Annotated in this window: 13 protein-coding genes; 5 read left to right on the forward strand and 8 right to left on the reverse strand. The window is 70.9% G+C overall.

Translation table 11 applies throughout. The annotated features are described in order from the left end of the window. The first annotated feature begins 5 nt into the window (after nucleotides 1-5). On the forward strand, nucleotides 6-1085 hold the full coding sequence (locus AB0J97_RS31090) for a Gfo/Idh/MocA family oxidoreductase (RefSeq protein WP_364095090.1): 1080 nt from the start codon (nucleotides 6-8) through the stop codon (nucleotides 1083-1085). Beyond that, nucleotides 1082-2224 (forward strand): galactonate dehydratase, encoded by a 1143-nt coding sequence (gene dgoD, locus AB0J97_RS31095; RefSeq protein ID WP_364095093.1) that lies wholly within the window; start codon nucleotides 1082-1084, stop codon nucleotides 2222-2224. Before AB0J97_RS31090 ends, dgoD begins: the two co-directional genes overlap by 4 nt. A gap of 192 nt (nucleotides 2225-2416) precedes the next feature. On the opposite strand, the gene AB0J97_RS31100 is transcribed toward dgoD, so the two are convergent. Beyond that, nucleotides 2417-2770 carry a hypothetical protein gene (locus AB0J97_RS31100; RefSeq protein ID WP_364095096.1) on the reverse strand — a complete coding sequence of 118 codons (354 nt, stop codon included), beginning with the start codon at nucleotides 2768-2770 and terminating at the stop codon, nucleotides 2417-2419. 32 nt (nucleotides 2771-2802) lie between these two features. Here AB0J97_RS31100 and AB0J97_RS31105 point away from each other — a divergent pair, with 32 nt between their 5' ends. Further along, nucleotides 2803-3273 (forward strand): hypothetical protein, encoded by a 471-nt coding sequence (locus AB0J97_RS31105; RefSeq protein WP_357701369.1) that lies wholly within the window; start codon nucleotides 2803-2805, stop codon nucleotides 3271-3273. 735 nt (nucleotides 3274-4008) lie between these two features. Beyond that, nucleotides 4009-4854 (forward strand): LysR family transcriptional regulator, encoded by an 846-nt coding sequence (locus tag AB0J97_RS31110; RefSeq protein ID WP_364095100.1) that lies wholly within the window; start codon nucleotides 4009-4011, stop codon nucleotides 4852-4854. A gap of 10 nt (nucleotides 4855-4864) precedes the next feature. Here AB0J97_RS31110 and AB0J97_RS31115 read toward each other — a convergent pair whose 3' ends face one another. From AB0J97_RS31115 to AB0J97_RS31125, 3 genes are all read right to left on the reverse strand, one after another. Beyond that, on the reverse strand, nucleotides 4865-5779 hold the full coding sequence (locus AB0J97_RS31115) for a hypothetical protein (protein WP_364095103.1): 915 nt from the start codon (nucleotides 5777-5779) through the stop codon (nucleotides 4865-4867). Between the two features lie 162 nt (nucleotides 5780-5941). Next, entirely contained in the window at nucleotides 5942-7078 is a 1137-nt protein-coding gene (locus AB0J97_RS31120) for a HAMP domain-containing sensor histidine kinase (protein ID WP_364095106.1), read from the reverse strand. After that, complete coding sequence (locus AB0J97_RS31125) at nucleotides 7071-7739, reverse strand: response regulator transcription factor (protein WP_364095109.1); 669 nt, start codon at nucleotides 7737-7739, stop codon at nucleotides 7071-7073. Before AB0J97_RS31125 ends, AB0J97_RS31120 begins: the two co-directional genes overlap by 8 nt. Nucleotides 7740-7895: 156 nt before the next feature. On the opposite strand from AB0J97_RS31125, the gene AB0J97_RS31130 reads away from it, so the two are divergent. Beyond that, nucleotides 7896-8951 (forward strand): hypothetical protein, encoded by a 1056-nt coding sequence (locus AB0J97_RS31130; RefSeq protein WP_364095112.1) that lies wholly within the window; start codon nucleotides 7896-7898, stop codon nucleotides 8949-8951. Between the two features lie 278 nt (nucleotides 8952-9229). Here AB0J97_RS31130 and AB0J97_RS31135 read toward each other — a convergent pair whose 3' ends face one another. The 4 genes from AB0J97_RS31135 to AB0J97_RS31150 all read right to left on the reverse strand — a co-directional run bounded on the left by AB0J97_RS31135 (nucleotide 9230) and on the right by AB0J97_RS31150 (nucleotide 13550). Then, nucleotides 9230-10561 (reverse strand): glycoside hydrolase family 43 protein, encoded by a 1332-nt coding sequence (locus AB0J97_RS31135; RefSeq protein WP_364095116.1) that lies wholly within the window; start codon nucleotides 10559-10561, stop codon nucleotides 9230-9232. 78 nt (nucleotides 10562-10639) lie between these two features. Continuing rightward, nucleotides 10640-12217, reverse strand: a complete 1578-nt coding sequence (locus tag AB0J97_RS31140; protein WP_364095119.1) for a lectin — start codon at nucleotides 12215-12217, stop codon at nucleotides 10640-10642. Nucleotides 12218-12242: 25 nt separating this feature from the next. Then, entirely contained in the window at nucleotides 12243-13364 is a 1122-nt protein-coding gene (locus AB0J97_RS31145; RefSeq protein ID WP_364095122.1) for a lectin, read from the reverse strand. 66 nt (nucleotides 13365-13430) lie between these two features. After that, the gene (locus tag AB0J97_RS31150) at nucleotides 13431-13550 is read right to left on the reverse strand and encodes an RICIN domain-containing protein (RefSeq protein WP_364095131.1); all 120 of its coding nucleotides are present in this window, start codon (nucleotides 13548-13550) and stop codon (nucleotides 13431-13433) included. Nucleotides 13551-13562 lie beyond the last annotated feature (12 nt).

Here is a 13562-nt window from a genome sequence, read left to right on the forward strand (position 1 = left end):
CCCCCATGCCTTCCCCTCTTCGCGTCGCCCTGGTGGGCGGCGGCCAGATCGCCAACTCCACCCACATGCCGACTTTTCGCGAAATGTCGGCCGATATCGAGGTTGTGGCGGTCGTCGACGCCACCGTCGAGGCGGCCGAGTCGTTCGCCGATCGGTGGGCCGTGCCGTACGCCTCGGACGACCTCGCCACGACGCTGCGGGACGTGCGCCCCGACCTGGTCGACATCGCCAGCCCGCCCGCGCTCCACCGCGACCAGGTGATCGCGTCGCTGCGCGCGGGCGCGTGGGCGTGGTGCGAGAAGCCGCCGTGCCTGTCGCTGGCGGAGTACGACGAGATCACCGCGGCCGAGCGGGACGGCGGCCCGTACGCCGCGATCATCTACCAGCAGCGCTTCGGCTCGGCCGCGCGGCACGCCCGCGCGCTGATCTCCGGCGGCGCGCTCGGCCGGCCGTACGTCGCGCACTGCCAGACCACCTGGTTCCGCGACCCCGCCTACTACGCGGTCCCGTGGCGCGGCCGGTGGGACACCGAGGGCGGCGGCCCCGCCATGGGCCTCGGCATCCACCAGATCGACCTCATGCTCGAACTGCTCGGCGACTGGAGCGAGGTGCGCGGCATGGCCGCCAGGCTCGCCCGCGACGTGCAGACCGACGACGTGACGACCGCGCTGGTGCGCTTCGACTCCGGCGCGCTGGCCACGGTCGTCAGCACGTCGCTCGCGCCGCGCCAGGTCAGCCACCTGCGCATCGACCTCGCCGCCGCCACCCTGGAACTCACCCACCTGTACGGCTACGCCAACGAGAACTGGACGATCACCCCCGCCCCCGGCGTGACCGGCCTCGACTGGCCCCCGCCCGACGACGTGCCCAGCTCCCACCTGGCCCAGCTCCGGGGCCTGATCGCCGACCTGCGGGCCGGACGGCGGCCACGCGGCAGCGGCCAGGACGGCCGCAGGGCGCTGGAGCTGATCACGGCGATGTACAAGTCGGCGCTCACCGGGCGGCCGGTGCGTTCCGGCGAGATCGGTCCGGGCGACCCGTTCCACCGGAACCTGCACGGCGACAACCCCGAGGTGTTCCAGTGAAGATCATCGGCTTCGAGCTCTTCATCGTCACCCCGCGCTGGATGTTCCTGCGCGTCGACACCGACGAGGGCGTCAGCGGCTGGGGCGAGCCCATCGTCGAGGGCCGCGCCGAGACGGTCGCCGCCTGCGTGAACACGCTGATGGAGGCGCTGGTCGGGGCCGACCCCGGCCGCATCGAGGACCACTGGCAGGTGATGTCGAAGGGCGGCTTCTACCGGGGCGGCCCGATGCTGTCCAGCGCGGTCGCCGGGATCGACCAGGCGTTGTGGGACATCAAGGGCAAGGCTCTCGGCGTGCCGGTCTACGACCTGCTCGGCGGCCCGGTGCGCGATCAGGCCAAGGTCTACACCTGGGCGCACGGCGACACGGACGCGGAACTGGCCGAGAACGCCATGGCCAGGGTGGAGGCGGGCTTCGACACGCTGAAGTTCGCCGCCTGGGAGGGCCGGCTGCCGCCGATCCCGTCACCGGCCCTCACCAGCCGGATCGTGGCCCGCTTCGCGGCGGTGCGCGATGCGGTGGGCGACGGCGTCGACCTGGCCGTCGACCTGCACGGCCGCTTCACGTCGGCGGCCGCGCGCAAGGTGCTGCCGCTGCTTGAGCCGCTGTCCCCCTTGTTCGCCGAAGAACCGGTGCTTCCCGAGTTCTCCCGCGACCTGCGACGAGTGGTGGAATCCACGACGATCCCCATCGCGACCGGCGAGCGCCTGTTCTCCCGCTGGGACTTCCGCGACGTGCTCCCCACGGGCGTGGCGGTGATCCAGCCGGACCTGTCGCACGCCGGCGGCATCTCCGAGGTCCGCCGGATCGCCGCGATGGCCGAGACCTGGGACGTCACCCTCGCTCCCCACTGCCCCCTCGGCCCGATCGCCCTGGCCGCCTGCCTGCAGATCGACTTCGCGACCCCGAACTTCCTCATCCAGGAACAGTCGCTGGGCATCGGCTACCACGACGGCAGCGAACTCCTCGACTACCTGGTGGACCGCTCGGTCTTCACCTTCACCGACGGCCACCTCGATCGCCCGACGGCCTCCGGCCTGGGCATCGAGGTCGACGAGAAGGCGGTGCGCCAGGCGTCGTCGCACGCCTGGCGCAACCCGATCTGGCGGCACCGGGACGGCTCGTTCGCCGAGTGGTAGCCGTCCCTGGAGCCGCCCGTCGCCGCCCTGTGCGGGCACCCGCCGCTCAAGGGCACCGACCCGAACCGGGGGAGCCGGGCGCCCCCTCCTGAACGCGGGCGAGAAGAAGCTGGCGCACGCCTTTCTCACCGTCGTGGGACGGATGACGGGCCGCTTCCTTGACGAGGACTGGTTCCCAACCGAGGGCCGCGCCTACGGCGTCACGTCCCATTCGGCCTGGTCCAGCGCGTACAGCCCGCCCAGCCGCGCCGGAGCCCGGTCTCCGCCGAGTTGCTCGACGGCCTTGGTGAAGCGGTTGGTGCCAGGGCCGCGCTCAACAAGCCGGGTCCCGTTCGTCATGGAGATCGCGACCCGCAGCATCCGCCTACTGAGCTTCACCTCCACCCCGAAGGGGGCCTTCTTCTCGAACGAGAACTCCGCACGGTTCAGGGCGCGCCCAAGCGGCGGCAAGGCGATCGTCGGGCAAGAGCCCCCGAAGGTCACCGACGGCGGCGGTTCGGCGCCGTCGTCGAACCGCTGCTGCACCACCTGTGCCAGGAAGTCCACAGGCTGCCGCCGGTAGGCTCCGACGTGTTGGGATGCAGCCGGGAAGGGATCCGATCATCAGCAGCGACTTTGCCTCTCCGCCGGAGGACCGGTCACGGCCGGCGCGCCGCCGCGTCACCGAAGCAGCCGTCCTGAGCGCCCACGACCAGAGCCCCGCCGAGGTCGCCCAGTGGACCTGCCCGCATGGACGGCATGCCGGCCATGGCTGCGTCGACTGCTACCACGCCTGTGCCGACGCCGATCCGGCACTTCTGCAATGGGAGGTGGCGGCGTGGTTCACCACCGAGCGGCCGATCCCCATCAGGGCGTTGCAGGACGTGCACCGCCACGACCGCGGGCTCACGCTGACCCAGCCGTCGACGCCCCTGGTCTACCTTCTGAGTGCACGGGTGAGGGCCGCCCTGGGCGTGGAGGCGGTGGCCGGGGTGGTGGGGTTCCTGGTGCAGAACCGGCACATCGTCGACACGTTCACCGTGACGGAGATCCGCGCCGTCCACTCCTGAACGCCCCCTGCCGGCGCGCATGGTGTTCGTGCGCGCCCACTCCTCCGTGACGCTCGACCCGGCACAGGCCGGCCGCGACGGCGCCTGAGGTGGGCCGGCAGATCGACGGCGTAACTGCGGTGCCCGGCCGAGCGCACGCGCAGGAAGCCGAACTGCGATCGGTGCACTACGCGACGGCTCGGCGGACGGGCACACTTCACGCTCGCCGGATGCGGTGCGCACCGCATCCGGCGGCAAGGCCAGAACCATGATGGTCAACTACCCCCAGGGCGCCGCAGACGGTCTCCTGCCGTTGGGCTTCATGGGATGGCTCCACGGCGTTGCGGACCTCCGGGCCGGGAAAGCACCACCGTGGCGACCGGTCCGTTCCCTTCGATCCGCACGCTCATGGGGCGAGCATCCCCGGCGGCTCGCCATACGCAAGGTCAGGGTGTGGAGACCCGCTCCACCTTGACGATCTTCCTTCCCGAGGACCGGACGTGGAAGCCGGAGTCCTTGAACTCGGGGTGTGGCCAGATCTCGCCCTTGGCGAAGGAGAGTTCGCCGCCGACCCGGAACGTTCGTCGTGGCCGCGGCCTGCGCCGACGCGACCGGCATCACCAGCCTGAGGAAGGCGGCCGGCAGGACGATTCGTAGCTTCGTGCCCGCCATTCTCTCCCCATCAAGTTCATGCCCCCTTCGGTAGATCCATGGTCAAGATTTCGATATACCGTCGCGCGTGTGGACTTACGCCGATTGCAATACTTTGTGGTCGTCGCGGAAGAGGGCAGCGTGGGACGCGCCGCCCACCGCCTGCTCATCTCCCAGCCGCCGCTGAGTCAGCGCATTCGCGAACTGGAGGCGGAGCTGGGATGCGCGCTGTTCGTCCGCACCGCGCGCGGGATGATCCTCACCATGGCCGGCGAGGTGCTGCTCAGGGAGGCCCGGGGACTGCTCGCCGCCGCCGCGGGCGCGGTCGAGCGGGTACGGCAGGCCAACGGTGAGCCGGTACTGCGGATCGGCGTGCTGGGCCCGGCCGAGTCGGCCTTGTCGGCCGAGGCCGCCCGGAGCTTCACCCAGCGGTATCCGGCCTCGCGGGTCCAGCTTCGCCAGGGCAACGTGGCCGATCCCACGATCGGGCTGGGGCGCGGCGAGGTCGATGTGGCGATCACGTTCACGCCGTTCGACGAGACCGGGCTGGCGGTTCACGTGGTCCGGGCGGAGCCGATATACGTGGCGCTGCCCATGGACGACCCGCTGGCCGACCGGCTCTCACTCGCCCGCGCCGAGCTGTACGGCCACCGGACCGTCAGGCTGCCCAGCGAGGCGGACCCCACCTGGGTGAGGTTCTGGCAGATTCCGGGCGACGGTCCGGTGGTGCGATCACTCGGCGAGGGGCTGCACGCGGTCCTGTGGCAGCGGGCCGCGATCTTCGTCCCCGAGCGGACAACGCGGACGACTCCCGTCCCGGGCGTGCGCTACGTCCCGCTGGCCGATCATCCCCCGACCCACCTCGTCCTGGCCAGGCGAAGCACCGATCACTCGCCCCTGGTGACCGGCTACATCGCCGCGAGCCTCGCCTGGGCCCAGGACTGCTCCTGACTGCCAGCGGTCAGTCGTCGATCAGTGCGACCCAGCCCGAGACATTCCAGGCCGCGGTCGAGGGACTGTAGATGGCGAAGTCGACCGCGCCGCCGACGGTCGTGTAGCCGCTCTTGCCCTTCCAGCTCACCCCGACGCCGGTGTCGGTGCTGTTGGCCCAGGCCCAGGGGTCGACCTGGCCCCGGCAGTTGTAGATGCTGCCTCCGACCGAGAAGCCGAGGAAACTGATGGAGATGGGCTGCTGCCGGCAGGGCTCGAAGAACTGCGTCCACTTGGGGTCCTGGTCGACGACCCAGTTGCCGGGCGGGACATAGGTCCACTGCCAGGTCTGCTTGATCTCCGTGCCCTTCGCCAGGTCGTTGGCGCTGTGCCAGATCTGGCCGAGGACTCCCCAGTTCCCGGCTCCGTCGTTGTTGACCAGCCAGTAGGTGTACCAGCCGTACATGTGGGCGTTGCGGTACGTGAAGTCGGCGACCAGCCACCAGTCCGGGTTCCGGTCCACCGGGGTGCTCAGGGCGGCGGCGCCCCCGCTGGTCGCCGGATCGGGGACGGACCCGGCGTACTTCAGCAGTTCGGACTTGCTGAGGTTCGGTCCGGTGATGGACAGTCCGACCGCTCGGCCGCCGGCGAGCTGGGCGGAAGGACTCACACCGGGGACCTGAGAGGCCGCGTGGACGACCCGGACGGTGCTGCCGGGCAGCACTCCCTGAAGTCTGAGCTTCGCACCGGTGTTCGAGGTCCAGGTGATGGTCCGGACCCCGATTGCATCCGCCGTGCTGACGGACTCGGTGAAGGTCTCGCCCGCCTGATCGGAGACGATGGTGACCGGCTTGTCCCGGCCGGGCGGCGGCGACTGAGCCACCGCCGGACTCGTCGTCAGGGCCAGCGTCACGGTGACGGCGGCCAGGATGCGCAACGACCTCATGGTTCTCCTCCCGGTGCCGGAGCGGGGTGACGAGGGGAGGTACGGCTCCAGCTCTTCCAGAAAACGATTTCAGTAACCGCTCGTCCAAGACTTTTTTGGGGTCACCGGGACAGTTCTCGGTATGGCTCGCTTCCGCGGGCAGGCCGGTGTGCGGCATGACCCTCAGGCGGGGAAGGTGACCTCGATGTGCAGCCCGCCCTCGGAGCGGGCGCGCGCGAGGAGGGTGGCCCCGTGCGCGCCGGCGATGGCCCGGACGATGGCGAGGCCGAGCCCGTACCCGTCCTGCTCGCCGGGGCGGATCCGTTCGGCGCCGAGCCGGCGGAACGGCTGGAACAGGGAGTCCACCGCGTCGGCCGCGATGACCGGCCCGGTGTTGCCGACGGCCAGGCGGGCCGCGCCGGCGGCGGTGCGGCCCGTGATGATCTCGACCTGCCCGCCGGGGACGTTGTGGCGGACGGCGTTGTCGAGCAGGTTCGCCATCAGGCTCTCGACAAGGCTCGGATCGCCGGTCGCCGGGGCGGGGCCGAGCGCGACGTCGAGCCGGATGCCGCGCCGGTCGGCCTCCGCTTCGCGGGCCGCGAGCGCTCGGGCGGCGAGTTCGGCCAGGTCCAGCGGTTGCGACCGGTGCAGGCCGCGCTGGCTGCTCGCCAGGGTGAGCAGCGCGGCGATGAGGCGCTCCTGCCGGTCGCCGAGCTCCACCAGCTCCTCGCAGGTGGCGCGCAGGCTCTCCACGGTCGGCGCCGGGTCGGTGATCGCGAGCTGCAGCAGCGCGCGGCCCGCGCTGAGCGGGGTACGCAGTTCGTGCGAGGCGTTGGCGATGAAGTGCCGCTGCGCCTCGAAGGACGCCTCCAGCCGGGCGAACAGGTCGTCCAGGGTGCCGCCCAGCTCCGTGAACTCGTCGCGGCGGCCACGCAGTCCGAGGCGCCGGTGCAGGTTGGTGGCCGAGATGTCCTGGGCTGTGGCGATGATGGTACGCAGCGGGCGTACGAAACGGCCGGCGACCAGCCAGCCGAGCGCGACCGACACCACGGCGACCACCCCCAGCGCGACGGCCAGCCCCGCCGTCCTCTCCGCGGCGGCGAAGGGCGCGAGGAGGGCCGGTGAGTGCCCGCCCGCCGCCATGATCCCGCCCTGCCGCACCTGACCAGGGGCCCGTTGCCAGCTGCTGCCGCTCAGGAGGAGGTAGACCACGCCGAGGGAGACGACGACCGAGGAGCAGATGAGGGCCGCGTACAGCAGGGTCAGCCGCGCCCGGACGGTGAGCCCGCGGCCCCGGCGCGGGGACCGTGCGTCAGGCACTCGGCGCGCCGAGCCGGTAGCCGCCTTCGCGGACGGTGTGGATGACGGGAGGTGCGCCGAGCTTCGCCCGCAGCCGGTACATCGTCTGCTTCACGGCGGTGGTGAACGGGTCGGCTGCCTCGTCCCAGAGCCGTTCCAGGAGTTCCTCGGCGGAGACCACCTGCTCGGCTCGGGCGAGCAGGTGCTCCAGCACGGCGAACTCCTTGGCGCTGAGCGGCAGGCGCCGACCGGCGCGGAACGCCGCCCGGCCGGCCGGATCGAGCCTGATGTCGCCGTGGCGCAGCACCGGCGGAGTGGGCGGGGCCGAGCGGCGGCCCAGGGCGCGTACCCGGGCGATCAGCTCGACGAAGTCGAACGGCTTGGCCAGGTAGTCGTCGGCGCCCATGCCGAGGCCGTCGACCAGGTCTCCGAGCCCGCCCGCGGCGGTGAGCATGAGGATCCGGCCCGGTGACCGGTCGGCGGCCAGCCGGCGGCAGACCTCGTCGCCGTGCACGACGGGCAGGTCCCGGTCCAGCACCACCACGTCGTAGCGCGTGCACGCCAGCCGTTCGAGCGCGGCGCCGCCGTCGTGAACGGCGTCGACGGCCATGCCCTCACGCCGCAGACCCGTGACGATCGCCCGAGCCATCGGCTCGAAATCCTCGACCACGAGCACTCTCATGACCGGCCAGGCTCCTTCTCTTGACGGGTGGTCCGCACCCAGCATGCCGGGCGGCCGGTCTCAGCCGCGTAACAGCCGCGCGCACCGTCCCGGGACCGGCGCCGGAGTAGAACGGCAGGCGACACGAATCCCACGAACGCAAGAGGAGGTCGCCCGATGCGACGCAGAAAGGTCCTCGCCGCGGCCGCGGCATCCGCGCTGGCGGCCGCCGCGGTCGGCGGGGCGCGAGCGCTGACCGCGCCGGGCGAGGCCCGGCCGCTCGACGCCAAGGACGCGCTGCTGGGGGCCTTCGGCACGCACCAGCTCGTCGGCGGGCTGAGCCCGTCGCACGGCGTCAAGGACGTCGACGACTTCCTCATCTCGCTGCTGCGCGACCCCCGGTTGCCCGGCCGGGTCGACGACATCGCCGTCGAGGGCGGGAACGCGAGGTTCCAGCCGATCATCGACCGGTACGTGGCGGGCGAGGACGTGCCGCTGACCGAGGTACGGCAGGCGTGGCGCGACACCCTCCAGCCGGGGGCCGGCTACTCGGCCTTCTACGAGCAGCTCTATCCTCTGGTCCGCCGCGTCAACCAGCGGCTGCCGGTGCACGAGCGGTTGCGCGTCCTGGCCTGCGACCCGCCCGCCGACTGGAGCAGGGTGACGAGCCAGGCAGATCTGCAGTCACTGCTCGGGCAGCGGGACCGGCACATGGCCTCCGTCCTGCAGAGCGAGGTGCTGTCAAAGAAGCGCAGGGCCCTGCTGCTCTCCGGGACCGGGCACGTACGGCATGAACAGGGCGCCGCGGAGATCTACGAGGAGAAGTATCCCGGCTGCGCCTTCATCGTCACGGCCCACCTCGGCTTCGCCAAGGACAACGACCGGCTGGAGCGGCAGATGGCCTCCTGGCCGGTGCCGACGCTCGCCACGTTCGACGGCACCTGGCTCGGCGACCTGGACTCCTCCTACTACTCGCTGCCCGGCGACGCGCCGCTGGACTCCGGCGACGGTTACCCGGGCGTTGACGCCTACCTCTACCTCGGCCCCCGCGACTTCCTCCTGCATCAGCCGCTTCTTGCAAGGGCGGTCCTCAGCTCCGCCTTCACCGCGGAACACGATCGGCGGGCCGCCGCGATCGAGGCGCCGCCGAACTCACCCTTCCGCCCGGCCGTGCTGTTCGAGGAGGAGGAGAGGTCGAGCGTGTTCAGCTACGACCCCCACCACGAGTACTGACGCCGGTCGCCGTCCAGCAGCCACGGGCCCGCGGACGCACCTTCCGCTTCGTCCACGGCAAGCTGCACGGCAGGGTGGCCGCGACCGCCTCGCGCGTCCCGGGTACGGCCAGGTCGGCCGCGTGGGCGCGATCGCCTCCAGCGCGGGCCGGAAGTTCGGTGGAGGTCTCCCGGTCTTGTGTCGGGCCCCGGCCGCCAGCCGGGAACCCCCAGCCCCCTCTCGCCGGCGGGGCAGGAGGCGGGCGGCGGTGACACCGGTGACGCGCGGGAGATGCGACGTCAGCTGAACTGCCACCAGTTCATGTTGAACAGGTAGCCGCTTCCGCCGGTGAACTTCAGGTACAGGTCGCGGGTGCCGGTCGCGCCGCTGACCGGACAGGACACGGTGCTCCAGGTCTGCCAGCCGCCCGTGCCCGGCACGGTGCACGTCCCGGCCGACGGGCCGTTGACGCCGTCCAGACGGAGTTCGAGCCTGCCGCCGCTGGACGCCGAGGCGACCCGCACGGCGAAGGTCCTGGCGCCGGAGCCGAACGCGACGCCCTTGACCTTGATGTAGTCGCCGTTCTCGATCCAGCCGACGTTCATCCCCCCTTCGCCGGAGGGCTCGGTCTCGACCCCGGACTCCCAGGCGATCGTCTCGGCCTCCTGGCGGACGTACGGGTTGAGGGTGCCCACCTGCGGCGCCCCGGACGCGGTCATGTTGATCGTCGGGATCGTCCCGCCGGAGCCGTAGGTGAACTTCTCCACGGCCACCGAACGGGTGAAGCCCCCGCCGCCCGGCAGTGCGCCGTTGTGGTAAAAGAGGTACGAGCCGCCCTGGTAGTCGACGATGCCCGCGTGGTTGGTGAAGCTGCCGCCCTGTGTGGGCATGATCGTCCCCCGGTAGGTCCAGGGCCCGGTGGGGCCGGGGGCCGTGGAGTAGGCGAGGAACTCCGAGCAGCACTTGGCCGCGAAGACGAGGTAGTACAGGCCGTTCCGCTTGTAGACCCAGGGCCCTTCTTCGAACAGCGTCGGGCGGTTGGCGTCACCCGTCCTGGTGCCGAATCCCGCCGTGGTGAGCGGGATCTGCGTCGCGCTTCCCGAGTACGAGGTCATGTCGGGGTTCAGCTTCACGTACCAGAGGTGCGGGTTGCCCCAGTAGAGGTAGGCCTGCCCGTCGTCGTCGATGAAGACCGTCGGGTCGATCTCGCCGTTCTCGATCAGCGGCCGTCCGAGTGCGTCCCTGAACGGCCCGGTCGGGCTGTCGGAGACGGCCACCCCGATGGCCATCCGGCCGGTCGCCCGGTCGGTCGTGGGCACGTACCAGTAGAACCGGCCGTTCCGGTAGATGGTCTGTCCCGCCCAGGCGTCGGACTTCGCCCAGCTGAAGGTGGTCAGGCTCAGCGGGGATCCGTGGTCGGTCCAGTTCACCATGTCGGTGGAGGACCAGACCCGCCAATCCTTCATGGTGAACCAGGTCGAGCCGTCCTCGTCATGGCCGGTGTAGAGGTACACCCGGCCGTTGTGCACCAGCGGCGCCGGGTCGGCGGTGTAGACGGTCTGGATGATCGGGTTGTCCGCCCTGGCCGGGTGGGCGGGCAGGAACGCCACGAGGCCGAGCAGGACCAGCACCCATACGATTCCGCGTCCGGCTCTTGTGGTGGCCGGCAACCGTAATGCCATTCTCACGATCACTCCCGGGATGACGGGTCAGTTACGGGTCCAGCGCTGGTTGGCGCCGCCGTTGCACGACCAGATGGTCAGCTTGGTGCCGTTGGCGGTGGCGTTGTTCGGCACGTCCAGGCACTTGTTCGCACCGACGGCGGTGATGGTGCCGTCGGCGTTGAAGCGCCACTGCTGATTGCTCTGGCCGTTGCAGTCCCAGATGATGACGTTGGTGCCGTCGGTGGTTCCACCGTCGTACACGTCCAGACACTTGCCGCCGTAGACGCGCAGTTCGCCGCTCGCGGTGGGCGTCCAGCGCTGGTTGTCCTGGCCGTTGCAGTCCCAGATCTGCGCCTGCGCGCCGTTCGCCTGCGAGGCGGCGGCGACGTCGAGGCACCTGCCCGAGCCCACTCCCTTGATCGCGACCGCGGTGGGCGGGACGATGCCGCCTCCCGTCACGACGTACATGGCCGCCCCGTGCCCGGGGACCGGCGCGCTGATCGTCCCCGGCGAGGAGGACGTCGCGTGCGCCCACAGGTCACGCACCGAGTAGGAGGACGCCGAGCCCAGCCCCAAGGCCGCGGCGGTGGTGGAGACGGTCGCGGTCGAGGTGCCCCGGTTGAGCAGGACGACCGCGACCGAGCCGTTCTTCATCGGCTTGCGCCAGACCTCCAGGTTGCCGTTGTCGCTGATCTTGTGGCCCTGCTTGCCGCCCCAGTCCTGGTTGACCGCGATGACCTCGGTGTTGGTGAGGATGGTGCGCGTGTCGGCGCTCATCGTACGGAGGTCGTTGCCGGCGATGAGGGGCGCGTTCAGCAGCGACCACAGGCTGAAGTGCGCGCGCCCCTCGGTAGCCGTCACCGAACCGACGCCGACCTCCAGCATGTCCGGGTCGTTCCAGCCCCCCGGGCCCGAGTACGACTCCAGCCCGACCTGCTGGTCCAGGATGCCCATGACGGAATTCCAGTTGGCCGCGATGTCGCCGGTGTCACGCCAGGAGTTGCCCACCGGCGTCCCCCAGGTCCACACGTTCTCCTGACCCCAGTTGCACAGGCTGTACACGATCGGGCGGCCGGCGGCGGCCAGCGCGTCCCGCATGGCCGTGTACCGCTGCTGCCCGTTCATGCCGCGATGGTCGCCGCAGTTGTCGTATTTCAGATAGTCGATCCCCCACGACGCCCACAGGGCCGCGTCCCGCCGCTCGTAGCCCAGGCTGGCCGGGTAGCCCGCGCACGTCGTGGTACCGGCCGAGGAGTAGATGCCGAGCTTGAGCCCTTTGGAGTGCACGTAGTCGGCCAGGGCCTTGATGCCGTCGGGGAACTTCTGCGGATCCGGCACCAGGTCGCCGCTCGCGTTCCGGCTCTTGGTGGACCAGCAGTCGTCGATGTTGACATAGGTGTAGCCCGCCGCCGCCATGCCACTGGAGACCATGGCGTCGGCCGTCTGGCGGATGAGGCCGTCGTTGACGTTGCAGCCGAAGCTGTTCCAGTCGTTCCAGCCCATCTGCGGGGTCCGGGCGAGGCCGTTCTCCAGCGCGACGGCCGGGGACGTGGCGCCGCCGATCGCGACAAGGGAACCGGCCGCCAGTAACGCGGCCGTCGTCAGGCCGAGAATTGTGCGCATTCGCTTCTCCACCTCCTGGGGGTCGTCATGAGCCGGCGCGGGTCCAGCGCTGGTTGGCGGCGCCGCTGCAGGACCAGATCTGGAGCTTGACGCCGTTGGCGGTGCTGTTGCTCGGCACGTCCAGGCACTTGTTCGCACCGACGGCGGTGATGGAGCCGTCGGTGTTGAAGCGCCACTGCTGGTTGGCCTGGCCGCTGCAGTCCCAGATGATCACGCCGGCGCCGTCGGCGGTGCTCCGGTTGGCCACGTCCAGGCACTTGCCGCCGTACACGCGCAGCTCACCGGCGCTGGTCGACGTCCAGCGCTGGTTGGTCTGGCCGTTGCAGTCCCAGATCTGCGCCTGCGCACCGTTGGCCTGTGACACGCCGGTGACATCCAGGCAACGGCCCGAGCCCACGCCCTTGATCTCCGAGCCGCCGGAGGGGTTGCCCTGCGGCTGGCCGATGCTGCCGGGAACCGCTTGCAGCGCCGTGTACCAGGCGGCGGCCATCTTGTCGTAGCCGCCGGCGGTCGGGTGAACGCCGTCGATCAGGTCCGAGGTGGTCAACCTGCTGTGCAGGTCGACCAGGTGGACGTGCTTGCCACTGTTCACCTTGCTCTGGACGATGCCGGGGATCGCCGCGTTGAACGTGCGCGCCGCGGACTCCTGTCCGGCGTTCGACAGCGGGATGACGGTCGCGACGAAGACGTCCGCGTCCGGCACGGCCGCGGTGATGTGGTCGATCAGCGTGGACAGCCGTTGCGGAGCGCCGGCCAGGTCGTAGTTCTGCAGGATGTCGTTGGTGCCCAGGTGGAGCAGCAGCGTACGCGGCGTGTACGTACGCAGCCAGCCGGTGATGTTCGCGTCGATCTGGTCGATGCGCCAGCCTGGGTGGCCCTCGTGATCATGATCGCCCAGGCTGCTGGGCCCGTTGAACTGCGAACCGACGAGGTCGACCGTGTAGCGGCCGCCGGCCAGGCGCTGCCACAGGCCGATCCGGTAGCCGCCCGGCACCTGCGTGCCCTCGGTGATCGAGTCGCCGAGCGGCATGACCCGTACCCCGCCGTTGGACTCGGCTCCGGCGACCCCCGTCCCCATCGCCGTGCCGGCCGCCAGCAACACCGCCACCATCAGCACGGCGGCCCGCCATCGCCTCCAGGTACGCATGCTCACCCCCTCACCACCGGCCACGCGCCGGGCGAGCCGGGCGATGAGGCCCGCCGTTGAGGGGCGTCACGTCCAGGTCCACTTCTGGTTGGTGCCGCCGTGACAGGTGTAGAGCTGGAGCCCGGTGCCGTTGCCGGTGCCTGCGCCGATGGCGTCGAGGCAGAGCCCGGACTGGACGCCGGTGATGGTGCCGTCGGA

This window comes from Nonomuraea sp. NPDC049607 (assembly GCF_040675375.1).
In the GTDB taxonomy this organism is placed as follows: domain Bacteria; phylum Actinomycetota; class Actinomycetes; order Streptosporangiales; family Streptosporangiaceae; genus Nonomuraea.